We start from the raw sequence: 25,366 nt of genomic DNA, 5'->3' as shown, positions 1-25,366 counted from the left end.
TGTGGAGATTCGTGACGTGACGGCGGACGACCTCGACGCCGTCCTCGACCTACGCAAGCGCTCCTTCGGCCCCCTGTCGGCCGGGGACGTGGCGACCTTCCGCAAGATGGTGCATCCCACCCTCGCGGCGGGCCGCTACCTCGGCGCCTTCGAAGGCGGCCGGCTCGCGGCCGCGGCCCGGCTGCGGCCGTTCACCCAGTGGTGGCACGGCAGGCCGCAGCCCATGTCCGGCGTCGCCGGGGTCACCGTCAGCCCGGAGGACCGGGGGCGCGGCGTCGGCAGCCTCATCATGCGCGCCGTGATCGAGCGGGCCGCCGTCCTCGGCGACGCCGTGTCCGCGCTCTATCCCGCCACGACCCCCCTCTACCGGTCGCTCGGCTACGAGCACGCCGGCGCCCAGCACCGGGTGACCCTGCCCGCCGAGTCGCTGCGCACGATCCGCCCGGCCGGGAACGTCCGGCTGCGCCGGATGGGGCCCGACGACGCCGCCGAGGTCATCGCCCTGCTGCACCGGCTGTACGCCGCCTCCCGCGCCAGCGGCCCGATCTCTTGGGGGGAGGGCATCTGGCGGCTCTGGCTCGCCGAGGAGGACGACTTCCTCTACCTGGCCGACGACGGGTTCGCCGTCTACCGGTGGGACGGCCAGGACATCGAGGTGGACAACGTCGTCGCCGGCTCGGTCGAGACCGCCGGAGCGCTGTGGTCCCTGGTCGGCACGTCCTCGTCGGTCGCCAAGCGGGTCAAGGCCGTGGTCGCTCCGGACGACCCGGTGCTGTGGCTGCTGCGCGAGCGGTCGAAGGAGACGGCCGAGCAGGTGCGATGGATGTTCCGGGTGATCGACCTGGTGGAGGCGGTGGCCCGCAGGGGCTGGCCGGCGGCCCTGAACGCCGCGGCCGTCGTACGGGTGGAGGATCCGCTGCGGGCCGGCAACGCGGGCCTGTGGCGCCTGGAGTTCGCCGGCGGTTCCGGCGCGGCCACCCGTGAGACGGGAGAGGCGGGCGCGCCGGTGCTGAGCGCGAACGGGTTCTCCGCCCTGTATGCGGGCGTCCCCGTCGCCACGCTGCGGCGCGCCGGCCTCATGACCGGCGACGAGCGTCACGACGAGGTGCTCGACGCCGCTTTCGCGGCCCGCCCGTACATGCTCGACTACTTCTGACAGGCGTTTCCCGGTGCGCGAGCGGGCCGGGAAACGGTAGAGTCTCGTGCCGAACTGGTGTTCGGCGGGCGCGGGGAGGCAGGTCGGTGCGGGTGATGGGCGTCGATCCGGGGCTGACCCGGTGCGGCCTGGGGGCCGTCGAGGGGCGCCCGGGCGCGCCGCTCAGCCTGGTGGCCGTCGGGGTGGTGCGCACCGCCGCCGACGACGAGCTGGGCACCCGGCTCGTCGGCATCGAGGCCGGCATCGAGCGGTGGCTCGACGACGTCCGTCCCGACGCCGTCGCCGTCGAGCGCGTCTTCAGCCAGCACAACGTCCGCACCGTCATGGGCACCGCCCAGGCCGCCGGCATCGCCGTGCTGTGCGCGGCCCGCCGCGGCCTGCCGGTCGCCCTCCACACGCCGTCCGAGGTCAAGGCCGCCATCACCGGCAGCGGCACCGCCGACAAGAAGCAGATCGGCGCCATGGTCACCCGGCTGCTGCGGCTGAGCGAGATGCCCAGGCCGGCCGACGCCGCCGACGCGCTCGCGCTCGCCATCTGCCACGTGTGGCGCGGCGGCGCCCAGCACCGCCTGGCCGCCGCCGTCGCCCGGGCCGGACGGAAGGACACCCGGTTGTGATCGCCTCCGTGACCGGGCGGGTGACCGCCATCGCCCCCGACGCGGCCGTCGTCGAGGTCGGCGGCGTCGGCGTCCTCGTCCACTGCGCCCCCGGCACCCTCGCCACCCTCAGGACGGGGCAGGAGGCGCGCCTGTCCACCTCGCTCGTGGTGCGCGAGGAGTCGCTCACGCTGTACGGGTTCGCGACCGACGACGAGCGGACCGTCTTCGAGATGCTCCAGACGGCCAGTGGCGTGGGTCCCAAGCTCGCCCTGGCCATGCTCGCCGTCCACTCCCCGCAGGCCCTGCGCGTGGCCGTGGCCTCCGCCGACCTCAAGGCGCTCACCCAGGTGCCGGGCATCGGCCAGAAGGGCGCCCAGCGGATCGTCCTGGAGCTGAAGGACCGCCTCGGCGCCTCGCCCGAGGCGGTCGACGCCGCGCTCAACGGCCCGCGCCGGGACACCGTGTGGCGGGAGCAGGTCCACTCCGGGCTCGTCGGGCTGGGATACTCCGGCAAGGACGCCGACGAGGCCGTCGCCGCCGTCGAGCCCCAGGCCGAGGCCGACCTGGCCGCCGGCCGCCCTCCGCAGGTCGCCGCCCTCCTGAAGGCCGCGCTCCGATCGCTGAGCGTCCGATGACCCGCCCCGCCGGCGGTTCCGCCCGCCTCCACCCGAGACCGGCTCCCGCCGAGGCCGGGAAGCGCTCCGGGCGGCGGCCCGGCCGCGGTGACGGCCACGGTGACGGCCGCGGGGTGTGGGAGGCTCGCGGGCGGAGGTGGCGGCGTGAGCTTTGAGCGGGAGCTGGTCTCGGCCGACGCCGACGGCGAGGAGCGGCAGATCGAGGCGGCGCTGCGGCCCAAGCGGCTGGCGGAGTTCATCGGCCAGGCGAGGGTGCGCGAGCAGTTGTCGCTGGTGCTGGAGAGCGCGCTGCGGCGGCAGCGGCCGCCCGACCACGTGCTGATGAGCGGTTCACCCGGGCTCGGCAAGACGACGCTCGCCATGATCATCGCGGCGGAGCTGGGCGCGCCGCTGCGCATCACCTCCGGCCCCGCGCTGGAGCGGGCCGGCGACCTGGCGGCGATCCTGTCGACGCTGGCCGACGGCGAGGTGCTGTTCATCGACGAGATCCACCGGATGGCCCGCCCCGCCGAGGAGATGCTCTACATGGCGATGGAGGACTTCCGGGTCGACATCGTCGTCGGCAAGGGCCCCGGCGCCACCGCCATCCCGCTCGACATCGCCCCGTTCACGCTCGTCGGCGCCACCACCCGGGCGGGCCTGCTGCCGGCGCCGCTGCGCGACCGGTTCGGGTTCACCGCCCACATGGACTTCTACGAGACGGGCGAGCTGGAGCTGGTGCTGCGCCGTTCGGCGGCACTGCTCGGGGTCGACCTGCCCGACGACGCCGGCAACGAGATCGCCAGGCGCTCGCGCGGCACCCCCCGCATCGCCAACCGGCTGCTGCGCCGCGTGCGCGACTACGCCGACGTGCGCGCGGGCGGCGTTGTCGACCGCGAGGTGGCCGCCAGCGCGCTCGACCTGTACGAGGTCGACGGCGAAGGGCTCGACCGGCTCGACCGGGCGGTGCTCGGGGCGTTGCTGCGCAAGTTCGGCGGCGGACCCGTGGGCCTGTCGACCCTGGCCGTGTCGGTGGGGGAGGAGCCGGAGACCGTCGAGGTCGTGGCCGAGCCGTTCCTGGTGCGTCAGGGCCTGATCGCGCGCACTCCGCGCGGACGCGTCGCCACCGCCGCGGCCTGGACGCATCTGGGCATGACACCGCCGCCCGACGCGTTCGGCGCGGGTCACTTCACCTGATCACGGATCGGTTGCAACCATTGCGAATCGGGAACTTCCCCGCGCGCCGAAACGCTGCTTCGTTGCCGCGTTTCGCAACAAGCGCCTACACTCCGTGGCTTGGCTGGCTGTGTAGGCTGATGCGCTGAGGGGCGCGGCCCGCAACCGCGGAATTTCCGGCGGAACGCCGGTGTCAACTCTCTGTACGAAGATGGAAGGTCGCCCTCTGATGGACCAACTCATGAGCATCGCGCCGCTGATCCTTCTGGTGGTGGTGTTCTACTTCCTGCTGATCCGCCCGCAGCGCAAGCGCCAGCAGGAGGCGCTTCAGATGCAGAACTCGTTGACGCCCGGCACCCGAGTCATGACGACGACGGGTCTTTTCGGCACCGTGGTCGCCGTCGACAATGAGGACGTTATCCTCGAGATCGCGCCCAACATCGAGACGCGCTGGGTGAAGGCCGCCATCGGCCGTGTGGTGACGCCCGGCGACCCCGTCGCGGATGAGCCTGTCGTCGACGAGACGGCCGACGACACCGACACGACCGCGGATCGCAACGGCGGCCAGGACTCCAGCAAGAAGTCCTGACCTCAGACCCCCTAATCCGAAAGAACTGACGACCAGTGGCCCGACCGACCAGCAGCCACAGCAAGCCGGGGCGGACGCTCCTGCTGCTCCTGGCGCTCATCCTCGCCCTGGGCGGGACGATGTTCTTGCAGCAGGCGTACACGCCGAAGCTCGGACTCGACCTCGCCGGCGGTACGACGGTGACCCTGTCACCGGTTACCCAGGACGGTGCCCCCCCGCCTGAGGAGATCCTCGACCGCGCGGTCAACATCATCCGCGATCGGGTCAACGGCACCGGCATCTCCGACGCCGAAGTCGCCAAGTCCGGCGACAACATCATCATCTCCATCCCCGGCGTCGGGCAGAGCGAGGCCATCGAGCTGGTCGCGACCACTGCCGAACTCCGCTTCCGGCAGGTCCTCGCGATGGAGATGACTCCGATCGCGCAGGAGCAGCTCGCCACCGAGGCGCCCAGCCCCGGTGTCTCCCCGACGGCGTCGACGGGCCCCTCGTCGGCGCCGTCGGTCACGCCGAGCCGGTCGGCCGGGCCGCAGTCGTCGGTGTCGCCGTCCGTTTCGCCCACCGGCAAGGGATTGTCGTCGGCGCTGACCGACCCGGAGCCGTCACCCTCGCAGACGCCCAGGCAGGGTGACCGGGGGACGCAGGACAAGAAGGCGACACCGTCGCCGTCCGCGACCGGCGAGCCCTCACCAGGCCCCGACGCCCAGAACCCCAACGCGCAGATCGACGCCGAGGGCATCGACCCGGCGGTGCTCAAGCAGTACACCGCGCTCGACTGCACCGATCCGAAGAACCGCGGCCAGGGCGTGCAGGACGACCCCGGCAAGCAGTACGCCGCGTGTGAGTCCGACGGCAGCTTCAAGTACATCCTCGACGTCGCCAAGGTCGTCGGCACCGACATCGACACCGCCACCGCGGGCGTCCAGCAGGGCAGCACCGAATGGGTGGTCCAGCTCGACTTCAAGAGCGCCGGCGCCCAGGAGTGGAGCAAGCTCACCTCCACCGCCTACAACTCGCAGGAACCGCGCAACAAGGTCGCGGTGGTCCTCGACGGCGTGGTCATCACCGCCCCCAACATCATCAGCCCGATCCCCGGCGGCCGCGCCGAGATCACCGGCGGCTTCGACCAGCAGAGCGCCAACGAACTCGCCGAGCAGCTCAAGTACGGCGCGCTGCCGCTGAAGTTCGAGCGCAGCTCCATCGACACGGTGTCCTCGACGCTCGGCCAGGACCAGCTCGAGGGCGGTCTCATCTCCGGCCTCATCGGCCTGATCCTCGTGGTCGTCTACTGCCTGCTCTACTACCGCGGCCTGGGCATCGTGGCCGTGCTGAGCCTCGTGGTCGCCTCGATCCTCACCTACACCGCCGTCGTCGTGCTGGGCCACAACGCCGGCTTCCGGCTGTCCCTGCCGCACATCATCGGCCTGGTGGTCTCGATCGGCATCACCGCCGACTCCTTCATCGTGTACTTCGAACGCATCCGCGACGAGATGAAGGAAGGCAGGCGGACGCTCCGCGCCGCCGTCGAGGTGGCCTGGGTGCGCGCCCGGCGGACGATCCTGATCGCCGACGCCGTCATGTTCATCGCCGCGATCGTCCTCTACCTGCTGTCCGTGGGCGGCGTCGCGGGCTTCGCCTTCGCGATGGGCCTCACCACGCTGATCGACATCGTGGTGGTCTTCATGTTCACCAAGCCCCTCATCGCGCTGCTGGCGAGGCTGAAGTTCTTCGCCAAGGGTCATCCGCTGTCCGGCCTGGACGCCGAGCGCATGAGCGCCGTCGACACCAGCGGCACCCGCCGCAAGACCACCCCGCAGGAGGCCTGAGATGGGACTGGGGCGTCGCCTCTACCGGGGCGAGATCGACGTCGACTTCGTCGGCAAGTGGCGGCTGTGGTACAGCCTGTCCGCCGTGCTGCTGGTCATCTCCTTCGCCGGCCTGCTCATCAACGGGCTCAACCTGGGCGTCGAGTTCAAGGGCGGCTCGGTCTTCTCCTTCAAGCCGCAGACGACGGTCAGCGTGCAGGAGGTGCGGGAGACGTTCCTGGAGCAGGGCATCCACCAGCCGATCGTGCAGACGGCCGGCGACCGCTACCGCGTGACCACCGAGACGCTCGCCGAGCGCCAGAGCCTGCAGATGCAGGACTCGATCTCCAAGGAGTTCGGCACTCCGGTCGACCAGGTCAACGTGCAGTCGATCGGCGCGTCCTGGGGCGGTGAGGTGTCCACCAAGGCCCTGTGGGGCCTGGTCGCCTTCATGGTGGCGATCATCTTGTACCTGTCGATGGCGTTCGAGCCGAAGATGGCGCTCGCCGCGATCGTCGCCCTCCTCCACGACCTGGTCATCACGGCCGGCGTCTACGCCTGGTCCGGGTTCGAGGTCACGCCGGCGACGTTGCTGGGCTTCCTGACCATCCTCGGTTACTCGCTCTACGACGCGGTCGTGGTGTTCGACATGATCAAGGAAGTCACGGCCAAGCTGGGCGCCACGTCGAAGCAGACCTACTCGATGGCCGCCAACGACGCGCTCAACCACACGCTGATCCGGTCGCTGAACACGTCGCTGGTGGCGATCCTGCCGGTGGCGGCGATCCTGTTCATCGGCACCACCGTGCTCGGCGCGGGCACGCTGAAGGACCTCGCGCTGGCCCTGTTCGTCGGCATGATCGTCGGCACCTACTCCTCGATCTGCGTGGCCACCCCGATGCTGGTGACGCTGAAGGAGCGGGAGCCGAAGTACCAGGCCATCGCCAGGAGGCTCGCCTCCACCGGCGGCGGCAAGGGCGGCGCCAAGCGCACGGCCGCGGCCAAGGGCTGAGCTCCGCCTCCGCGCCCCCGTCCGGTCCGGGCGGGGGCGCAGCCGTGGGCGCGGGCCCGGGACGCCGCAGGGCGGGGTGTGGGGCCGTACGGGATGCGCCATCATGGAGCCCGGCGGAAGCGGACCGCCGGTCCGCCCCCTCCGCGTCACCGACCCCGGCCTCGTTGACACATCTCCCGAGGAGTACGGCATGAGCCAGCTTGAGACCACGATCCTGGAGCGCATCCGGGACGTGCCCGACTACCCCAAGCCCGGCGTGGTGTTCAAGGACATCACCCCGCTGCTCGCCGACCACACCGCCTTCCACGCCGTGGTGGACGGACTGGCCGACGGGTTCGAGGCCGACAAGGTCGTGGGCATCGAGGCGCGCGGCTTCATCGTGGCCGCCCCGGTGGCATATCGGGAGGGTGCGGGCTTCGTACCTGTCCGAAAGAAGGGCAAACTGCCTGCCGCGGTGCTCGAAGAGTCCTACGATCTGGAGTACGGTTCGGCGACCATCGAGGTGCACGACGACGCGTTCTCTCCAGGTGACCGGGTGCTCATCGTCGACGACGTGCTGGCCACGGGCGGCACGGCGGCGGCGGCGGTGGAGCTGGTGCGCAGGGCGGGGGCCGAGGTAGCCGGCGTGGCCGTGCTCATGGAGCTCGCCTTCCTGAAGGGGCGCGAGCGCCTGCCGGGAGTGGAGATCCGCTCCCTCGTGATCGTCTGAGGAGGACCCGAGACGATCCAGGTGCGTCGCCTGGATACACTGGGGATCTGGACTCGAACGTGAGGAGTCTGAGTGCCCCGTGATGTGGTCGTGCCCGACGTAACGGACGCGGGTGGCGCCGCCGCCCAAGGCGAGGCTGCCCCGGCCGCGCCCGCGGCGCGCCGGCGGCGGTTTGGGGGTGGGGCCATGAATCCGGTTCTGGAGCCGCTCTTCCGCACCGTACGCGCCACCCACCCCAAGGCTGACCTGCGCCTGATCGAGCGCGCCTACGACATGGCGGCTCACCATCACCGCGACCAGAAGCGCAAGAGCGGTGACCCCTACATCACCCATCCGCTGGCCGTGGCGACGATCCTGGCCGAACTCGGCACCGATGACGAGACCCTCTGCGCCGCCCTGCTGCACGACACGGTCGAGGACACCGCCTACGGCCTCGACGAGCTGCGCGCCGACTTCGGCGACACGATCGCCTCGCTGGTCGACGGCGTCACCAAGCTCGACAAGGTGAAGTTCGGCGACGCGGCGCAGGCCGAGACCGTGCGCAAGATGGTCGTGGCCATGTCCCGCGACATCCGCGTGCTGATCATCAAGCTGGCCGACCGGCTCCACAACATGCGCACCATGCGCTACCTGCCGGAGCACAAACGTCACCAGAAGTCGCGCGAGACGCTGGAGATCTTCGCCCCGCTGGCCCACCGCCTGGGCATGAACACGATCAAGTGGGAGCTGGAGGACCTCGCCTTCGCGATGCTCTACCCCAAGCGCTACGACGAGATCGCGCGCATGGTGTCGGAGCGGGCGCCGCGCCGCGACCTGTTCCTGCAGGAGGTCATCGAGAAGGTCTCCGGCGACCTGCGGGAGGCCCGCATCAGGGCCGTGGTCAAGGGCCGGCCGAAGCACTACTACTCGGTCTACCAGAAGATGATCGCCCGCGACGTGGCCTTCGACGACATCTACGACCTGGTGGGCATCCGGGTCCTCGTCGACACCGTACGCGACTGCTACGCGGCGCTCGGAACGATCCACGCGCGCTGGAACCCGGTGCCCGGCCGGTTCAAGGACTACATCGCGATGCCCAAGTTCAACATGTACCAGTCGCTGCACACCACGGTGATCGGTCCCGAGGGCAAGCCGGTGGAGCTGCAGATCCGCACCCACGCCATGCACCACAGGGCCGAGTACGGCGTGGCCGCGCACTGGAAGTACAAGGAGGAGGTCGGCGGGCCCGGCCCGGTCGGCAAGGTCAAGCCAGGCAGCGACATGGCCTGGCTGCGCCAGCTCCTCGACTGGCAGAAGGAGACCTCCGACCCGGGCGAGTTCCTGGAGTCGCTCCGGTTCGACCTGTCGGTGTCCGAGGTCTACGTGTTCACCCCGAAGGGCCAGGTCATCGCCCTGCCCGAGGGCGGCACCCCCGTCGACTTCGCCTACGCGGTCCACACCGAGGTGGGTCACCGCTGCATCGGCGCGCGGGTCAACGGCCGGCTCGTGCCGCTGGAGTCGCGGCTGGGCAACGGCGACACGGTCGAGATCTTCACCTCCAAGTCGCCCGACGCCGGCCCGTCGCGCGACTGGCTGAAGTTCGTCAAGTCGGGCCGTGCCCGCAACAAGATCCGGCAGTGGTTCTCCAAGGAGCGCCGCGAGACCGCGATCGAGGCGGGCAAGGAGGCCATCGGCCGGGCGATGCGCAAGCAGGGCCTGCCGCTGCAGCGGCTGATGTCCGGCGAGGCGCTGCTGGCGCTGGCCCGCGACCTGCGCTACCCCGACGTGTCGGCGCTGTACGCGGCCGTCGGGGAGGGCCATGTCGCCGCGCAGACGGTCGTGCAGAAGCTCGTGGCGTCCATCGGCGGCGTGGAGAGCGCCGAGGAGGACATCGCCGAGACGTCGCTCCCGACCCGGCTGCGCGGCCGTCCCAGGGGCGGCGGAGGCGCCGGCGTGGTGGTCGCGGGCGACGCCGACGTGTGGGTGCGCCTGTCGAAGTGCTGCACCCCCGTGCCCGGCGACGAGATCGTCGGCTTCGTCACCCGGGGCCACGGCGTGTCGGTCCACCGGGCCGACTGCACCAACATCCAGCAGCTCAGGTCGCAGCCCGACCGGCTGGTGGAGGTCAGCTGGTCGCCGAGCGACGACAGCGTGTTCCTGGTGGCCATCCAGGTGGAGGCGCTCGACCGGCCCAGGCTGCTGTCCGACGTCACCCGCACCCTGTCCGACCAGCACGTCAACATCCTCAGCGCCTCGGTGACGACCTCCAGGGACCGGGTGGCCGTCAGCAAGTTCACCTTCGAGATGGGCGACCCCAAGCACCTGGGCCACGTCCTGAAGGCCGTGCGGGGCATCCAGGGCGTCTACGACGTCTACCGGGTCAGCGGCTGACGGGGTCGTGTCACCGCATGCGCAGGTCCGGCTGATCGACCACGATCGCCTCCTGCGTGCTGCGGGCGATGACCACGACCGCCTCGGTGTCCGGGTCGGGGTTCTCCTCGCGGTGCGGGACGAACGGCGGCACGAACACGTAGTCGCCGGGCCCGGTCTCGATCCGCCGCTCCTCGCCGCCGTCCAGGAACACGAACACCGGATGCCCGCTCACCACGTAGATCGCGGTCTCGGAGTCGCCGTGATGGTGGTCGGCGGAGCGGGTCGCGGGCGGCACGTGCGTCTGCCCCATCCACAGCCGCCGGGAGCCGGTGGCCGCGTCGCTGATCGCCGCCAGGCGCCGCATCCCCGCGCTCTGCGCCGTCGCCTCCGACAGCTCGGCGGGGGTGAGGTGCCGCAGCGGGCGGTGGAAGACGTCGCCGGCCACCCGGTATCCCTCCCACAGGCGTCCCCCGGCCCGTTCCAGCACCCGCCCGGCCACCTCGGCCAGCTCGCCGGGGGCCTGCCGCGCCCGCAGCAGCGCCTCGGCCAGCTCGGGGTCGTGCGCGCGCAGCTCGCGCAGCAGCCATTTGCCGCCGCCCTGCCACCGTCCGCCCAGTGACAGCGCCAGCCGGGCGGTCTCCTGGACCACGTTCCACTCGATGAACGCCAGCTCACCCGGGTCCGTCGCGCCGCGCAGGTCGTCCAGCGCATCGGAGAGCACGTACCGAGCCCTGTCGAGGGCGGCCTGAGAGGGCGCGCCGGGGCCGCTCTCCAGGCGGGCCCTCAGCTCCTCGCGGAGCCGCTCCAGCCGCCCCGCGCTCCGGTCGACCAGCACGATGCCCTCGGCGCAGAACCGGGCCAGCACCGGCTGCCGCCTGGCGAAGTCCCGCTCCACCCAGACGCCGAGGCTGGTCCGGCTGTGCGCGAGCAGGTCGACCGGCCAGTCGTGCCGCCGCAGGGACTCCCGGTACGGCTCCGCGAGCCCTTCCACGACGACCAGGATGTCGAGGTCGGAGGTGGGCGTCCGGCGGCCGGTGACGACACTGCCGCCGAGCAGGGCGGCCCACGCCTCGGGGAACAGCTCGCCGACGAGGGTACGGGCCTCGTTCACGGGATCCATGGCCGCCACGATAGCCAACCACGCCCGCCATGATCGACAGGGGCGGCCGTCGACGGGGAACGGGTGCCGGCAGGACCGCGCCCGCCGTCAGCGGGGGACGGGCGCGGGGTCGGCCCGCCTGACAGGCGGGGCCTCGTGGTCAGCTGAACTCGGCGAGCGTGCGCTCGGCCTCCTCCAGCCAGGCCCGGCGGGCGGCGATCGCCTCCTCCGCCTCCTTGACGTCCTTGGCGCGGCCGGCCGTCTGAGCCTTGGCCAGGCGCTTCTCCAACTGCTCGATGGAGGTGCGGAGCTGGTCGACGGTGCTCTGGGCGCGGGCGCGGGCCTCGGGGTTGGAGCGCTTCCACTCGGCGTCCTCCGCCTTGCGGATGGCCTCGTCCACCTTGCGCAGCCCGCCTTCGAGACGGTCGCGGTGCTCGCGGGGCACCGGGCCCGCGGCCTCCCAGCGCTCCAGCAGGTGGCGCAGCTGACCCCGCGCGGCGCGCACGTCGGTGACCGGGAGCAGCTTCTCGGCCTCGATCAGCAGCTCCTCCTTCACCTGCGCGTTGGCGGCCAGCGAGGCGTCGCGCTCGGCGAACACCGCGGAGCGGGCCTGGAAGAACTGGTCCTGGGCGGCCTTGAAGCGCCCCCACAGCTCGTCCTCGACCTCCCGCGAGGCCCGGCCGGCGCTCTTCCAGCGCTGCATCAGGTCACGGTAGACGGCCGCGGTCGGCCCCCAGTCGGTCGAGTCCGCGATGGACTCGGCCTCGGCGACGATGGCCTCCTTGGTGGAGCGCACGCCCTCACGCTGCTCGTCGAGCGTGGCGAAGTAGGCCTTGCGGCGCTTGGCGAAGGCCGTGCGGGCGGTCGACAGCCGCTTCCACAGCTGCGCCTCCGTCACCCTGTCGATCCGGTCGGCGGCCTTCCACTCCTCGACGAGCTGGCGCAGCCGCTCGCCGCCGGACTTCCAGTGGGTGGTCTCCTCGGCGATGCGCTCCGCCTCGGCGACGATCCGCTCCTTGACGGCCTTGGCCTCGGCGCGGGCGACCTCGCGGGCCGCCTTCAGCTCCTCGCGGCGCTGCCCGACGAGCTCGGTCAGCCCGTCGAGGCGGGCCGTGAGCGCGCCGAGGTCGCCGATGGCGTGCGCGTCGGCCACGGCCTCGCGCAGCTTGGCGATGCCGGCCTCGGCCTGCGCCGGGGCCAGGTCGGTGCCGCGTACGCGCTGCTCCAGCAACTGGACCTGGCCCGCCAGTTCGTCGTACTTGCGATGGAAGTAGGCCAGCGCCTCTTCGGGCTCACCGGCCTGCCAGGACCCGACGGCCCGCTCTCCCTCAGCCGTTCGCACGTAGACGGTGCCGTCGTCGTCTACCCGGCCCCACGGGTCGGTGCTCACCGTGTCCTCCCGCACTTTCCATCAGACCCTTCGGGACTGTTCGTCCCTAGCTTGTATTACGTCAGCTCTTGCCATCGATTGTCACGTCTTTGATTTCGACGGTTTCCTTCGGCGCTCCGGTGCCGTCGGCCGAGCCGGCAATGACACCCGCCTTGTTGACCTTGTCCAGGATGTCGAGCCCCTTCGTGATCGTACCCACCGGCGTGTAAAGCGGGTCGAGCTGGATATCGCCGTACACCAGGAAGAACTGGCTGCCCGTGCTGCCCGGCGCCTGCGTCTTGGCCATCGCCATCACGCCCCGCTTGTACGTGGCGCCCTCGAGGTTCTCCTCCACCAGCACGTAGCCGGGCCCCCCCGAGCCGTCGGTCTGGCTCTTGCCGTCGGCCTTGGCGGTCGGGTCGCCGCACTGCAGCATCGGGAACTTGTCGTTGCCGAGCCGGTGGCACTTGCTGCCGTCGTAGTAGCCCTTCTCCGCCAGGAACTGCAGCGAGTTGACCGTGCAGGGCGCCTTGGCGTTGTCGAGCTCGACGACGATGTCACCGAGGCCGGTCTTCATCGTCATGGTCTTCTTGGCCGGCTCCGGCTTCACCTCCGCCGGGGGCATGCCGACGTCCTTGACCTGGCCGCCGCCGGTGTCGGGCACGTAACCGCAGGTGCCGGTCTTCGCGTCGTACGGCTTGGCCTGCGGGGCCGCCGCGGTGGAGGTGCTCGCCTGCGGTGACGGCGTGGCGGCCGCCTCGGTGGGCTCGTCGCCGCCGCCGAGCAGGGCGACCGCCGCAACGATGCCGCCGACCACCACGACGACGCCCACGGTGGATCCGATGATCGCCCAGCGCTTGTTGCGCTGCTCGCGCTCGATCCGGCGCTGCTGTTGGCGCTCGTAGTGCTCGCGTGCCAGCTGCTTCTGGCGGTCCTTGCCCGTGGACACCGCTTTGCCTCCCGTAGTCAATCAACTGAGGTGGGCGAATCGTATCGGCCAACGACCGATGATTCGCAGCCCGGCGACCCGCACCGGTACCCTTCGGTTACATTCCCATTGGCTTTTTTGACGAGATCAGCTGAGGCAGATGCTCATCGCCGGCTTCCCCGCAGGGGCCTTCCAGACCAATTGTTACGTCATCGCGCCCGCCGAAGGCGAGGAGTGCGTGATCATAGACCCTGGTCAGGACGCTGTCGAGGGGGTCGACGAGCTGCTGCGCGAACACCGCCTCAAGCCCGTCGCCGTCCTGCTCACCCACGGCCACCTCGACCACGTCTGGTCGGTCGCCCCCGTGTGCGGCGCGCGCGACGTCCCGGCCTGGATCCACCCCGACGACCGGCACCTGCTGAGCGACCCGGGCGCGGGCTTCTCCGCCACGAGCGCCTCGCTCTTCGGCGGCCTCACCCTCAGCGAGCCCGACGACGTGCGCGAGCTGTCCGACGGCGCCACGCTCCAGCTCGCGGGCCTGGAGCTGGTCGTCGACCACACCCCCGGCCATACCAGGGGGTCGGTGACCTTCCGGGGGCCCGCGGGCGGCGACGCGCCGCGCGACGTCCTGTTCGCGGGTGACCTGCTGTTCGCCGGCTCCATCGGCCGCACCGACCTGCCGGGCGGCGACTATCCGACGATCCTGCGCAGCCTGGCTGCCAAGTGTCTGCCGCTGCCTGACGATACGGTCGTCCTGCCGGGCCACGGACCACAGACCACGATCGGCCACGAGCGCGCCACCAATCCTTATCTCAAGGAGGCCGCGCCGCACGCCGGTCCCACACGAGGAATCTGATGACCTTCCAAGCACCCAAAGGCACCTTCGACTGGCTGCCGCCCCGCTCCGAGCAGGTTCTCGCCGTCCGGGAGGCGCTCGTCGCCCCGGTGCGGCGCGCGGGCTACGGCTACGTCGAGACGCCGGTCTTCGAAGACACCCAGTTGTTCGCCAGGGGCGTGGGCGAGTCGACCGACATCGTCACCAAGGAGATGTACACCTTCCCCGACAAGGCGGGCCGCTCGCTGACGCTGCGCCCCGAGGGCACGGCGTCCGTGGTGCGCGCCGTGCTCCAGCACGGCCTGCACACCGGCCAGCTGCCGGTGAAGCTGTGGTACTCGGGCAGCCAGTTCCGCTACGAGCGCGCCCAGCGGGGCCGCTACCGCCACTTCTGGCAGGTGGGGGCGGAGGCGCTGGGCGCCGAGGACCCGGCGCTCGACGCCGAGCTGATCGTCCTCGCCGCCCGCGGCTTCTCCTCGCTCGGGCTGCGGAACGTCACGCTCCTGCTCAACTCGCTCGGCGACGGCAACTGCCGCCCCGCCTACCGGGCGGCGCTGCAGGAGTTCCTGCGCGGGCTCGACCTCGACGACGAGACGCGGGCCCGCGTCGAGATCAACCCGCTGCGGGTGCTCGACGACAAGCGCCCCGAGGTGCAGGCCCGGCTCGGCGGCGCGCCGCTGGTCGCCGACCACCTGTGCGCCGCCTGCAAGGCCTACCACGAGGAGGTCCGCGCCCTGCTCACGGCCGCCGGCGTCGCGTTCGAGGACGACCCCAGGCTGGTGCGCGGGCTGGACTACTACACCCGCACCACGTTCGAGTTCACCCACGGCGGGCTCGGCTCGCAGTCGGCGATCGGCGGCGGCGGCCGCTACGACGGTCTCAGCGAGATGCTCGGCGGCCCGCCGCTGCCCAGCGTCGGCTGGGCGCTCGGCGTCGACCGCACCTTCCTGGCCATGGAGTCCGAAGGGCTGCTCGGCGATGCCGCGCCCGGCCGCGTCCAGGTGTACGGTGTCGCGCTGGGTGACGACGCCCGCCGCCGGATGTTCCTGCTCGTGGCCGAGCTGCGCGAGGCCGGCGTCAGCGCCGACATGGCCTTCGGCGGCAAGGGGCTCAAGGGGGCGATGAAGGGCGCCGGCCGCTCCGGAGCCCGCTACGCGCTGATCCTGGGCGAGCGTGACCTGGCGGCGCAAGCCGTGCAAGTGAAAGACCTGACCACCGCTGAGCAGACCGAGGTGCCGCTGGCCCGGGTCGTGGAAGTCTTGAAGGGGAAAGTGCAGTGATCCGCACGCATACGGCCGGGTCGCTCCGCAAGGAGCACGCCGGGCAGCAGGTGACGCTCGCAGGATGGGTGGCCCGCCGCCGTGACCACGGCGGGGTCGTCTTCATCGACCTGCGCGACGCCTCCGGCTCGGCGCAGGTGGTGTTCCGCGAGGAGGACCACGCCCACGACCTGCGCGCCGAGTACTGCGTGAAGGTGGTCGGCCAGGTCCGCGTGCGCCCCGAGGGCAACGAGAACCCCGACCTGCCCACCGGGGAGATCGAGGTGGTCGCCGACGCCGTCGAGGTGCTCAGCGAGTCGGCGCCGCTGCCGTTCCCCATCGAGGGCGGCGTGGGCGTCTCGGAGGAGGCCCGGCTGAAGTACCGCTACCTCGACATCCGCCGCCAGCAGGTGGCCGAGGCGATGCGGGTGCGCTCCAAGGCGACCTACCTCGCCAACGAGGTGATGAACGAGCTCGGCTTCGTCTACGTCGAGACGCCGACGCTGACGCGCTCCACGCCCGAGGGCGCCCGTGACTTCCTGGTGCCGGTCCGCCTCCAGCCGGGCAGCTGGTACGCCCTGCCCCAGTCGCCGCAGCTGTTCAAGCAGCTGCTCCAGGTGGCCGGCCTGGAGCGCTACTACCAGCTGGCCAAGTGCTACCGCGACGAGGACCTGCGGGCCGACCGGCAGCCGGAGTTCACCCAGATCGACATCGAGATGTCCTTCGTCGACCAGGAGGACGTCATCGCCGTCGGCGAGAAGCTCGTCGGCCGGCTCTGGCGGGAGATCCTGGGCTACGAGATCCCCATGCCGCTGCCCCGCATGACCTACGCCGACGCGATGGCCCGCTTCGGCTCCGACAAGCCCGACCTGCGCTTCGGCCAGGAGCTCGTCGACATGACCGACTACTTCTCCGGCACCTCCTTCCGCGTCTTCCAGGCCGAGTACGTCGGCGCGGTCGTCATGCCGGGCGGCGGCTCCCAGACGCGCAAGGAGCTCGACGGCTGGCAGGAGTGGGCGCGCAGCCGAGGCGCCAAGGGCCTGGCCTACGTCCTGGTTCAGGAGGACGGCACGCTCGGCGGCCCGGTCGCCAAGAACCTGTCCGAGCAGGAGCTGTCCGGCCTGGCCGGCAAGGTCGGCGCGGCCCCCGGCGACGCCGTCTTCTTCGCCGCCGGTGCCCGCGACGCCGCCCGTGACCTGCTGGGCGCCGCCCGCCTGGAGATCGGCCGCCGCTGCGGGCTCATCGACGAGTCGCAGTGGTCGTTCCTGTGGGTCGTGGACGCGCCCATGTTCGAGCGGGACGGTGAGGGCGGCTGGACCGCGGTCCACCACCCGTTCACCGGCCCCAAGCCGGAGTGGGCCGACAGCTTCCAGGACCATCCGGGAGAGGCGCTCGCCTACGCCTACGACATGGTCTGCAACGGCATGGAGATCGGCGGCGGCTCGATCCGCATCCACCGCGCCGAGATGCAGCAGCGTGTCTTCGACGTGCTCGGCATCTCCAAGGAGGAGGCCGAGAGCAAGTTCGGCTTCCTGCTGGAGGCGTTCAAGTACGGCCCGCCGCCGCACGGCGGCATCGCCTACGGCTGGGACCGCATCTGCATGCTGCTGTCCTCCGGTGACTCGATCCGCGACGTGATCGCGTTCCCGAAGACGGCCTCCGGCTTCGACCCGCTCACCGGCGCGCCCACGCCCATCACGGCCGGCCAGCGCAAGGAGGCGGGCGTCGACGCCCGGCCCAGGACCGAGGCATGAGACGGCCTGAGACGGCCTGAGACGCCGAACGGCAGGCGCCCACCCGGCGCCTGCCGTTCGCTGTCCGGCCGTCCCTCTTACGAGAGCCTGACCTTCTCGATGATGATCGGCGTCTTGGGGGCCGTGGAGCCGCCGTCGCCGGTGATGTCCTCCTCGTGCACGAGCACGCCGTCCTCGGCCACCTTCTCGATGATCTCCAGGCCGGAGGTCACCATGCCGAGCACCGAGTACTGCGGGTCGATCTGGGCGTTCTCGTCCGACAGCGAGATGGCGAACTGGCTGCTGTTCTGCCCCGCCGCGTCCAGCGGCTGCGTCAGGAACACCACGCCCCTGCCGTACGGGACCACGCCCACGGCCTCGTCGCGGAACACGTACCCGGCCGTGCCGAGGCCGTCGGTCGGGTTCTTGCCGTCGGCCTTGGCCTTCGGGTCGCCGCACTGCAGCAGGAAGAGCCCCGACACCTCGGGCGTCACCAGCCGGTGACACTTGGTCTTCTCGTAGAAGCCCTTCTTGGCCAGGAACGCCATCGAGTTCACCGAGCAGGGCGTCAGCTTGGGGTCGACCTCGATGACGATGTTCCCGTGGTTGGTGGTGACCGTCATCTTCGACAGCTTCATGTTGGGCTTCTTCGGCGGCAGGCCCACGAACTTCATCGGCACGTCCGCCGTCTCGCGCTTGTACTCGCAGGTCACCGGGCCCGTCTGGGTGGGCGTCGGCAGCGCCGTGACCGGCTCCTCCGTCGGGGTGGCGGTGGCGGAAGCCTCCGCGGCCGCCGGCGTGCTGGACGGGTTGTCGTCGACCAGCGTCGTCACGGCGAAGATGCCACCGGCCACCACAGCGACGGCCACGCCCGCGCCGATGAAGGTGTTGCGCCTCGCCTTGGACGACTGCTCGGCGGCGCGCTGCTGCTGCCGCTCCTTGTGCTGACGCGCCAATTCACTCTGGCGGTCGTCGTCGTCGCCGCTCACCGGTATGTCCTCCATCTTTGCCTACACATGACCAAACAACTCCGCGAATGCTACCGGCCCTGGAATGTGCTGTACGTAAGTGGCGAGATCCCACTCCTGGGGCTGAATGGGCGGGAACCACACCGTCACGGGACACGCGGTCGCAGAGGGACCCGGAGCCCTGTGGCGCGTCTCGCGGTCGTGCCGACGCCCTCGCCGTGACGGTCGCCGTAGCTTACGCCCTCCGGCCCCGCGGCGGCCGGCGGGACCCGGACGCGGGAGCGGCGGGGGAGCGGTAACCTCGCGGATGTGGAGAGCCTGTTCGATTCGGCGGCCGAGGAGGCGACGCCGCAGCCCCTGGCCGTGCGCATGCGCCCTCGCACGCTCGACGAGGTGATCGGCCAGCGCCACCTGCTCGGCCCCGGCACGCCCCTGCGGCGGCTGGTCGAGAGCGAGGCGCCGATGTCGCTGTTCCTGTGGGGGCCGCCGGGCACCGGCAAGACCACCCTGGCCTACGTCGTGTCCAACGTCACCAAGCGCCGCTTCGTGGAGATCTCCGCCGTCTCCGCCGGGGTCAAGGACGTCCGCGCCGCCATCGACGCCGCCCGCCGCGAGCTGGGCATGTCCGGCCGCCAGACCGTCCTGTTCGTCGACGAGGTGCACCGCTTCAACAAGGCCCAGCAGGACGCGCTGCTGCCGGCCGTCGAGAACCGCTGGGTCACCTTCATCGGCGCCACCACCGAGAACCCGTTCTTCTCCGTCATCTCGCCGCTGCTGTCCCGCTCGCTGCTGCTCACGCTGGAGTCGCTCGGCGACGACGACATCCGCGCGGTGCTGGAGCGGGCGGTGTCCGACGAGCGCGGGCTCGGCGGGCGCGCCAGGCTCGCCCCGGAGGCGCTCGACCAGCTCGTCCGGCTCGCCGGCGGCGACGCCCGCAGGTCGCTGACCTATCTGGAGGCGGCCGCCCTGCTGGCCGACGACATCACGATCGAGGTGGTGGAGAAGGCCGTCGACAAGGCCGCCGTACGCTACGACCGGCAGGGCGACCAGCACTACGACGTGATCAGCGCGTTCATCAAGTCGATGCGCGGCTCCGACGCCGACGCCGCCCTCCACTACCTGGCCCGCATGATCGAGGCGGGCGAGGACCCGCGCTTCATCGCCCGCCGCATCGTCATCTTCGCCTCCGAGGACGTCGGCATGGCCGACCCCACCTGCCTGCAGACCGCGGTCGCCGCGGCCCAGGCGGTGCAGCTCATCGGCCTGCCCGAAGGACAGATCAACCTCGCGCACGCCGTCATCCACTGCGCGCTGGCGCCCAAGTCCAACGCCGTGGTCAAGGCTATCGGGGCGGCCGTCGGCGACGTCCGGCGCGGCCTCATCGGCCAGGTTCCCGGTCACCTGCGCGACGCCCACTACCCCGGCGCCGCCAAGCTCGGCCACGGCGAGAGCTACAAGTACCCGCACGACTTCGACCACGGCCTCGTCCGCCAGGACTACGCGCCCGAGCAGATCCGCGACCGGCGCTACTACGAGCCGACCCGCCACGGCGCCGAGGCGCCCGTCGCCGAACGCTGGGCCCGCATCCGCGACTTCCTGCGCGGCTCCCCGTCATGACCGATCACCGCGCCGCGTTCGACGCCTCCGTCACCTTCGGCAACGGCGGTGATCTGACCGTCCACGACTTCCGCGTGGACGTGCCCTCGCCGGACGTCACCGAGGACGAGATCGCCGCGCTCTTCGTGGCCTCGCTCGGGCTGCTGATGACCGACGGGGTCCGGCTCTCCGGCGTGCGCGTCTTCCCCGAGCCGCACAAGGGCACTCGGGGCGGCCCCTCCGACCGCGCCGCCGGAGGTCCCTTCCGGGGCGGCGTCGTCCCGCTGGACATGCCCGGCACCCGCCTGGAGCTCCCCGCCGCAGCCCTCCTCCGGGCCGACGCGACAGAAACGGCCGGGGCCGCGGTGACGCGCGGGGGGAACTCGTCCGAGCTCGCCCGTACGATCGAGCTGCCCGCCGTCGTGGTGAGGGTCTCGGGGGCGAGATGGACGGCGATCGACGTCGGCGCCCTGGCTCCCTTCGCCGTTCGCGGTCACGCCGTCCTGCTCCAGACGCAGGCCGCCGAAGGCCTGACCGGGGCGGCCGCCCGCCGGCTGGCGTCGCAGGCCGCGGCCCTGGTCGCCACCGACGCCCCCACGCTCGGGGAGGCGAGGGAGATCCTCCTGGAAGCGGGCATCCCCGTAGTCGAGTCCCTCACCGGCCTCGAAGCCCTCCCGCCCGCGGGCGCCTTCTTCTCGGCCGTCCGGCCCCACGCCGCCTCGGGCGCCGCCCCGGCACGCGCCTACGCCCGCGTCCCGTAGCCGGTCCACCGCCGTCCCCGCGCCGGGCGCCCCGCCTGACCGCCGCCGTACGCTCTGCCGGGCCGTGCCGGGCGCGCCGCGGCGGGCTCTGCGGTCGGGTGTTCCGTTCGCGGCCGACGTTCTGGGGGAGGGGTCGCGTCCGAGGTCGGGGCCGGGTCCGGGGCGGGCCGCCGGGCGCTCTCGGCCGCCGCGCTCGCCGACCTCGTCCGCAGGACGCGATAGGGTCTTGGCGTTCCGGCCCAGCGTACGAGGGAGATGCGGATGCTTACCGCTGGAGAGGTCGCCGGGCTGATCGCGGCCACGGGCTGGGTGGTCCTGGTCAGCGTTCTCGTCATGGTGCTCGTCAAGCTCGCCAGGCTGCTCACCGAGACGACGAAAGCGGTCTCCGAGCTCAACACCCGCCTGACGCCGCTGCTCGACGACCTGAGCCTCACCGTCAACGAGACCAACCGGCAGCTCATCGCCGTCGAGTCCATCGCCAGGGACGTCAAGCAGGTGAGCGGTCACGCGGCCAAGCTCAGCGCCGTGACCCAGACCGTGTTCACCGGCCCGCTGATCAAGGTCTCGTCGCTCGGCTACGGCGTGCGCCGGGCCATCGAGGCCCGCAGGCCGCGCAGGACGGGGCGGCGGCGATGATCAGACGGCTGTTCTACCTGTCGCTCGGCGCGTTCCTGTCGATGTGGGTGATGCGCAAGCTGCAGGCGCTCCACCCCCACCACGTGGCCCGCAAGACCGTGCACAACGCCGCGGGCATGCTCGAACAGGTGAGAGACTTTACGTCAGACGCGCTCGGCGAGGCCGCCGGCCGCGAAATCGAGTTGCGGGCCCGCTTCGGCCTCGACAAACCTGATCACATCGACTAACGCAAAGGATGGCCACCATGGAGTCGGCAGAGATCGCGCGCCGCTTCCTGCGCTTCTTCGAGGAGCGTGGGCACAAAGTAGTGCCCTCGGCCAGCCTGATCGCTGAGGACCCGACGCTTCTCCTGGTCAACGCGGGTATGGTGCCTTTCAAGCCGTACTTCCTGGGGCAGCGCAAGCCTCCGGCGTCACGGCTGGCCACCGCCCAGAAGTGCGTGCGGACCCCCGACATCGACGAGGTCGGCAAGACGACCCGTCACGCGACGTTCTTCCAGATGCTGGGCAACTTCTCCATCGGCGACTACTTCAAGGCCGAGGTGATCCCGTACGCCTGGGAGCTGCTCACCAAGCCCGAGTCCGAGGGCGGCTTCGGCTTCCCCGAGGACCGGCTGTGGGCGACGGTCTACCAGGACGACGACGAGGCGTTCGCCATCTGGCACGACAAGGTCGGCCTGCCCGCCGACCGCATCCAGCGCCGCGGCCTGGAGGACAACTACTGGCACATGGGCGTGCCCGGCCCCGGCGGCCCGTGCTCGGAGATCTACTACGACCGCGGCCCGGAGTACGGCCGCGAGGGCGGCCCGGTCGCCGACGAGGACCGCTATCTCGAGGTGTGGAACCTCGTGTTCATGCAGGACCAGCTCGGCGAGGTCCGCTCCAAGGTCGACTTCGACATCGTCGGCGAGCTGCCCAGCAAGAACATCGACACCGGCATGGGCCTGGAGCGCATGGCGGCGATCCTGCAGGGCGTCGACAACATCTACGAGATCGACACCACCTACAAGATCCTCGACAAGGCCGCCGAGCTCACCGGCACCGGTTACGGCCGCGACGCGCGCACCGACGTGAGCCTGCGCGTCATCGCCGACCACGTGCGGGCCGGCACCATGCTCGTGGCCGACGGCGTCATGCCGGGCAACGAGGGCCGCGGCTACGTCCTGCGCCGCCTGATCCGCCGCACGGTCCGCAACCTCCGGCTGCTCGGCTCCGGCGACCAGCGGCTCATGCACACCCTCACCGACGTGGCGATCAACGTCATGGGGGAGCAGTACGACCAGCTCAAGGCCGACGCGCCGCAGATCCACGCGGTGATCGACGCCGAGGAGGCGTCGTTCCTGGGCACGCTCCGCACCGGCACCGCGATCTTCGACGTGGCCGTCGAGGAGACCAAGCGCAAGAAGGGCTCCGCGCTCTCCGGCGAGCAGGCCTTCCAGCTCCACGACACCTACGGCTTCCCGATCGACCTCACCCTGGAGATGGCGTCGGAGCAGGGCCTCAAGGTCGACGAGGAGGGCTTCCGCCGCCTCATGAAGGAGCAGCGCGAGCGCGCCAAGGCCGACGCGGCGGCGAAGAAGACCGGCAACGCCGACATCTCCGTCTTCGGCCGGCTCCTGGAGCAGGCGGGCAAGGTCGAGTTCCTCGGCTACGACGAGACCGTGACCGACACCACCGTCGTCGGCATCCTCGTGGACGGCACGCCGGTCCCCGCGGCGGGCGCCGGCGCCACCGTGGAGGTCGTGCTCGGCCGCACCCCGTTCTACGCCGAGGGCGGCGGCCAGCTCGCCGACCAGGGCGTCATCCGCACCGGCGGCGCCGAGGTCGAGATCCTCGACGTGCAGGCCCCGATCGCGGGTCTCGTCGTGCACCGCGGCAAGATCCGCAGCGGCGAGCTCAAGACCGGCGACGAGGCGCACGCCGAGATCGACCTGGAGCGGCGGCGCGCGATCTCGCGCAGCCACAGCGCCACCCACATGGTCCACCGCGGTTTCAAGAACGCGCTCGGCGAGACCGCCGCCCAGGCGGGTTCCGAAAACTCGCCCGGCCGCTTCCGCTTCGACTTCACCTCCACGGGCGCGGTCCCGGCGAGCGTGCTGCGCGACGTCGAGGACGAGGTCAACGCGGTCCTCGTCAACGACCTGAAGGTCAACGCCTTCTACACCTCGCAGGCCGAGGCCAGGGCGATGGGCGCGCTGGCCATGTTCGGCGAGAAGTACGGCGACGAGGTCCGGGTGGTCGAGATCGGCGACTACTCCCGCGAGCTGTGCGGCGGCACCCACGTCCACAGCTCCGGACAGCTCGGCCTGGTCAAGGTGCTGGCCGAGCAGTCGGTGGGCGCGGGCGTGCGCCGCGTCGAGGCCCTGGTCGGCATCGACGCCTTCCGCTACCTGGCGCGTGAGAGCGTGCTGGTCTCCCAGCTCACCGAGCAGCTCAAGGCGCGCCGCGAGGAGCTGCCCGAGCGCGTCGAGGGCATCGTCACCCGGCTGCGCACGGCGGAGAAGGAGCTGGAGAAGCTCCGTTCGGCGCAGGTGCTGCAGGTGGCGGCCGAGCTCGCCGCCAAGGCGGCTGACCTGCGTGGAGTATCCGTCGTGACACACCGCGCGCCTGATGGCACGATCGCGGACGATCTGCGTAAGCTCGCGCTGGATGTACGCGGCAGGTTCCCATCCGATCGGCCGGCGGTGATCGTGGTCGCCGGCGTCCCCTCCGACCGGCCCGTGGTGGTCGCCGCGGTCAACGAGGCGGGACGCGAGCGCGGGCTCAAGGCCGGAAGGCTGGTCGGCGTCGCCGCCAAGGCGCTTGGAGGTGGCGGTGGCGGCAAGGACGACGTCGCGCAGGGCGGTGGCAGCCGCCCCGAGGCGATCGGCGACGCGCTGCGGCTCGTCGAACAGACCATCACGGAGCAACTCGGCTGACATGAGGTTCGGCACACGGCTCGGCGTCGACGTCGGGTCCGTACGCATCGGCGTGGCGCGCAGCGACCCTTCGGGGATGCTCGCCACGCCGGTGGAGACCGTCAAGCGCGGCAAGGGCGACCTCGACCGCATCGCCGCCCTGGCCGCCGAGTACGAGGCGATCGAGGTGGTGGTCGGGCTGCCCACGTCGCTGTCCGGACGCCAGGGGCCCGCCGCGGCCCTCGCCCGTGAGTTCGCCGGCCTGCTCGCGGGCCGGCTGGCCCCGACGCCGGTCCGGCTCTTCGACGAGCGGCTGACCACGGTCGCCGCCCAGCAGGGGCTGCGCGCCAGCGGCGTGCGGGCCAGGAAGCAGCGCGGGGTCATCGACCAGGCGGCGGCGGTGGTGCTGCTGCAGGACGCCCTCGACTCCGAGCGGGCCACGGAGCGGCCGCCGGGTCACCCCGTGATCCCGCCCGGCGACCCCGCCTCATGACGGGCCGTCGGCCACCCCCACTCACCACCCTCACCCACCCGCCGCTCGGCGCGCCCTCCGGCCGCCGCGCCGCCGCGCCCCGGCCTGCCCGCAGGCCGCCGTCAGGGCCGACCTCGTCCCGGCTGGCCCCGTCACGGCTGATCTCGTCGCGAGAGCTGTCGCGGGAGGTCCGCCGGCAGAGGCAGACGCCGGTCATGTCCGGTTCACACCGGGCCCGGCACGGCCTCAGGACGGGTCCCGCCGGGGACGCGGCATGCCACGGAGGGGACGCGGTCGTATCGCCCGGGACGATATCTTCGCCGTCGAAGATCGCTAAAGTGGTCGGGCGCCTGCACATCGGGACGGAGGCCCCGTACCGTCGTGTGCCCGTGACGTTCCGTGACCCGTGTGCTCGCCCGCCAGGCGGCGGACGGGCGGCGCGACGAGGGGGAGGCAGGTTTGGTGGCCCGCCCCAGGTGCATAGAATCACCAAATTCACCGACAAAGAGAGCGAGTTCGTGAGATACCGGAAAGAGCTGAACGAGAAACTCGGGACGAACTGATGCTCACCGGGCCGCTCACCCCAGCTCAGGAGAACGCCGGACTCCTCAGGCGACGCTACCGAGCCGGGACACACACGCTCTTTCCATCCTCTAGCATGGCTACCCACAGTGACCTTGGCCGGTCGTCACGGTGTGACCGGCGTATCCCCCTCATCCGCTCGGTGACCCCCCACCGCCAGGCGCTCCCCCTCGGCGCAGGGCTTGCAGGACCGGGAGATTGGCCAGCCCACGCATGAACG

General features: G+C 71.4%; 22 protein-coding genes. 18 read left to right on the top strand and 4 right to left on the bottom strand.

What is annotated here, in order from left to right; genetic code table 11:
* Position 1 precedes the first annotated feature (1 nt).
* The 9 genes from OUY22_RS20040 to OUY22_RS20000 all read left to right on the top strand — a co-directional run bounded on the left by OUY22_RS20040 (position 2) and on the right by OUY22_RS20000 (position 10,030).
* A complete protein-coding gene (locus tag OUY22_RS20040) occupies positions 2 to 1,156 on the top strand; it encodes a GNAT family N-acetyltransferase (protein WP_270156573.1) in 1,155 nt (384 codons plus the stop codon).
* A gap of 86 nt (positions 1,157 to 1,242) precedes the next feature.
* Positions 1,243 to 1,773 carry a crossover junction endodeoxyribonuclease RuvC gene (gene ruvC, locus OUY22_RS20035; RefSeq protein ID WP_270156571.1) on the top strand — a complete coding sequence of 177 codons (531 nt, stop codon included), beginning with the start codon at positions 1,243 to 1,245 and terminating at the stop codon, positions 1,771 to 1,773.
* Positions 1,770 to 2,390: a Holliday junction branch migration protein RuvA gene (gene ruvA, locus OUY22_RS20030; RefSeq protein ID WP_270156570.1), complete on the top strand. Its 621-nt coding sequence runs from the start codon at positions 1,770 to 1,772 to the stop codon at positions 2,388 to 2,390. The genes ruvC and ruvA overlap by 4 nt, the downstream gene beginning before the upstream one ends.
* Positions 2,391 to 2,534: 144 nt before the next feature.
* Entirely contained in the window at positions 2,535 to 3,566 is a 1,032-nt protein-coding gene (ruvB, locus tag OUY22_RS20025; RefSeq protein ID WP_270156568.1) for a Holliday junction branch migration DNA helicase RuvB, read from the top strand.
* A 220-nt stretch (positions 3,567 to 3,786) separates the two neighbouring features.
* Entirely contained in the window at positions 3,787 to 4,134 is a 348-nt protein-coding gene (gene yajC, locus OUY22_RS20020; RefSeq protein WP_270156567.1) for a preprotein translocase subunit YajC, read from the top strand.
* Between the two features lie 35 nt (positions 4,135 to 4,169).
* Positions 4,170 to 5,960 (top strand): protein translocase subunit SecD, encoded by a 1,791-nt coding sequence (gene secD, locus OUY22_RS20015; protein ID WP_270156566.1) that lies wholly within the window; start codon positions 4,170 to 4,172, stop codon positions 5,958 to 5,960.
* 1 nt (position 5,961) lies between these two features.
* Positions 5,962 to 6,951 (top strand): protein translocase subunit SecF, encoded by a 990-nt coding sequence (gene secF / locus OUY22_RS20010; RefSeq protein ID WP_270156565.1) that lies wholly within the window; start codon positions 5,962 to 5,964, stop codon positions 6,949 to 6,951.
* A gap of 190 nt (positions 6,952 to 7,141) precedes the next feature.
* Positions 7,142 to 7,660, top strand: coding sequence for an adenine phosphoribosyltransferase (locus OUY22_RS20005; protein WP_270156564.1), 519 nt, complete (start codon positions 7,142 to 7,144; stop codon positions 7,658 to 7,660).
* Positions 7,661 to 7,846: 186 nt separating this feature from the next.
* Entirely contained in the window at positions 7,847 to 10,030 is a 2,184-nt protein-coding gene (locus OUY22_RS20000) for a RelA/SpoT family protein (protein WP_270156563.1), read from the top strand.
* A gap of 10 nt (positions 10,031 to 10,040) precedes the next feature.
* On the opposite strand, the gene OUY22_RS19995 is transcribed toward OUY22_RS20000, so the two are convergent.
* The 3 genes from OUY22_RS19995 to OUY22_RS19985 form a co-directional block, all read right to left on the bottom strand.
* Positions 10,041 to 11,132, bottom strand: a complete 1,092-nt coding sequence (locus tag OUY22_RS19995; protein ID WP_270156562.1) for a cupin domain-containing protein — start codon at positions 11,130 to 11,132, stop codon at positions 10,041 to 10,043.
* A gap of 139 nt (positions 11,133 to 11,271) precedes the next feature.
* The gene (locus OUY22_RS19990; RefSeq protein ID WP_270156561.1) at positions 11,272 to 12,501 is read right to left on the bottom strand and encodes a DUF349 domain-containing protein; all 1,230 of its coding nucleotides are present in this window, start codon (positions 12,499 to 12,501) and stop codon (positions 11,272 to 11,274) included.
* 61 nt (positions 12,502 to 12,562) lie between these two features.
* Entirely contained in the window at positions 12,563 to 13,429 is an 867-nt protein-coding gene (locus tag OUY22_RS19985; RefSeq protein WP_270156560.1) for a peptidylprolyl isomerase, read from the bottom strand.
* Between the two features lie 139 nt (positions 13,430 to 13,568).
* Here OUY22_RS19985 and OUY22_RS19980 point away from each other — a divergent pair, with 139 nt between their 5' ends.
* The 3 genes from OUY22_RS19980 to aspS are packed head-to-tail and all read left to right on the top strand — an operon-like array spanning position 13,569 to position 17,256.
* Positions 13,569 to 14,264: an MBL fold metallo-hydrolase gene (locus OUY22_RS19980; protein WP_270156559.1), complete on the top strand. Its 696-nt coding sequence runs from the start codon at positions 13,569 to 13,571 to the stop codon at positions 14,262 to 14,264.
* The gene (hisS, locus tag OUY22_RS19975) at positions 14,264 to 15,523 is read left to right on the top strand and encodes a histidine--tRNA ligase (protein ID WP_270156558.1); all 1,260 of its coding nucleotides are present in this window, start codon (positions 14,264 to 14,266) and stop codon (positions 15,521 to 15,523) included. The genes OUY22_RS19980 and hisS overlap by 1 nt, the downstream gene beginning before the upstream one ends.
* On the top strand, positions 15,520 to 17,256 hold the full coding sequence (gene aspS / locus OUY22_RS19970) for an aspartate--tRNA ligase (protein WP_270156557.1): 1,737 nt from the start codon (positions 15,520 to 15,522) through the stop codon (positions 17,254 to 17,256). Before hisS ends, aspS begins: the two co-directional genes overlap by 4 nt.
* A gap of 77 nt (positions 17,257 to 17,333) precedes the next feature.
* Here the strand turns inward: aspS and OUY22_RS19965 are convergent, their stop codons facing one another.
* Positions 17,334 to 18,224 (bottom strand): peptidylprolyl isomerase, encoded by an 891-nt coding sequence (locus OUY22_RS19965; RefSeq protein WP_270156556.1) that lies wholly within the window; start codon positions 18,222 to 18,224, stop codon positions 17,334 to 17,336.
* A gap of 288 nt (positions 18,225 to 18,512) precedes the next feature.
* Between OUY22_RS19965 and OUY22_RS19960 the strand changes: the two genes are divergently transcribed.
* The 6 genes from OUY22_RS19960 to ruvX all read left to right on the top strand — a co-directional run bounded on the left by OUY22_RS19960 (position 18,513) and on the right by ruvX (position 24,585).
* The gene (locus tag OUY22_RS19960; RefSeq protein WP_270156555.1) at positions 18,513 to 19,820 is read left to right on the top strand and encodes a replication-associated recombination protein A; all 1,308 of its coding nucleotides are present in this window, start codon (positions 18,513 to 18,515) and stop codon (positions 19,818 to 19,820) included.
* Positions 19,817 to 20,560: a hypothetical protein gene (locus tag OUY22_RS19955; RefSeq protein ID WP_270156554.1), complete on the top strand. Its 744-nt coding sequence runs from the start codon at positions 19,817 to 19,819 to the stop codon at positions 20,558 to 20,560. The genes OUY22_RS19960 and OUY22_RS19955 overlap by 4 nt, the downstream gene beginning before the upstream one ends.
* A 261-nt stretch (positions 20,561 to 20,821) precedes the next feature.
* A complete protein-coding gene (locus OUY22_RS19950) occupies positions 20,822 to 21,196 on the top strand; it encodes a DUF948 domain-containing protein (RefSeq protein ID WP_270156553.1) in 375 nt (124 codons plus the stop codon).
* Positions 21,193 to 21,423, top strand: a complete 231-nt coding sequence (locus OUY22_RS19945) for a hypothetical protein (RefSeq protein WP_270156552.1) — start codon at positions 21,193 to 21,195, stop codon at positions 21,421 to 21,423. The genes OUY22_RS19950 and OUY22_RS19945 overlap by 4 nt, the downstream gene beginning before the upstream one ends.
* A gap of 17 nt (positions 21,424 to 21,440) precedes the next feature.
* A complete protein-coding gene (alaS, locus tag OUY22_RS19940) occupies positions 21,441 to 24,113 on the top strand; it encodes an alanine--tRNA ligase (RefSeq protein ID WP_270156551.1) in 2,673 nt (890 codons plus the stop codon).
* A gap of 1 nt (position 24,114) precedes the next feature.
* On the top strand, positions 24,115 to 24,585 hold the full coding sequence (ruvX, locus tag OUY22_RS19935) for a Holliday junction resolvase RuvX (protein ID WP_270156550.1): 471 nt from the start codon (positions 24,115 to 24,117) through the stop codon (positions 24,583 to 24,585).
* The last annotated feature ends 781 nt before the right edge of the window (positions 24,586 to 25,366 follow it).

The sequence above is a fragment of the Nonomuraea corallina genome, from assembly GCF_027620315.1.
Classification (GTDB): Bacteria; Actinomycetota; Actinomycetes; order Streptosporangiales; family Streptosporangiaceae; genus Nonomuraea; species Nonomuraea corallina.
Note: the sequence above shows the minus strand (reverse complement) of the source record. Positions and strands in the feature narration are given on the sequence as shown.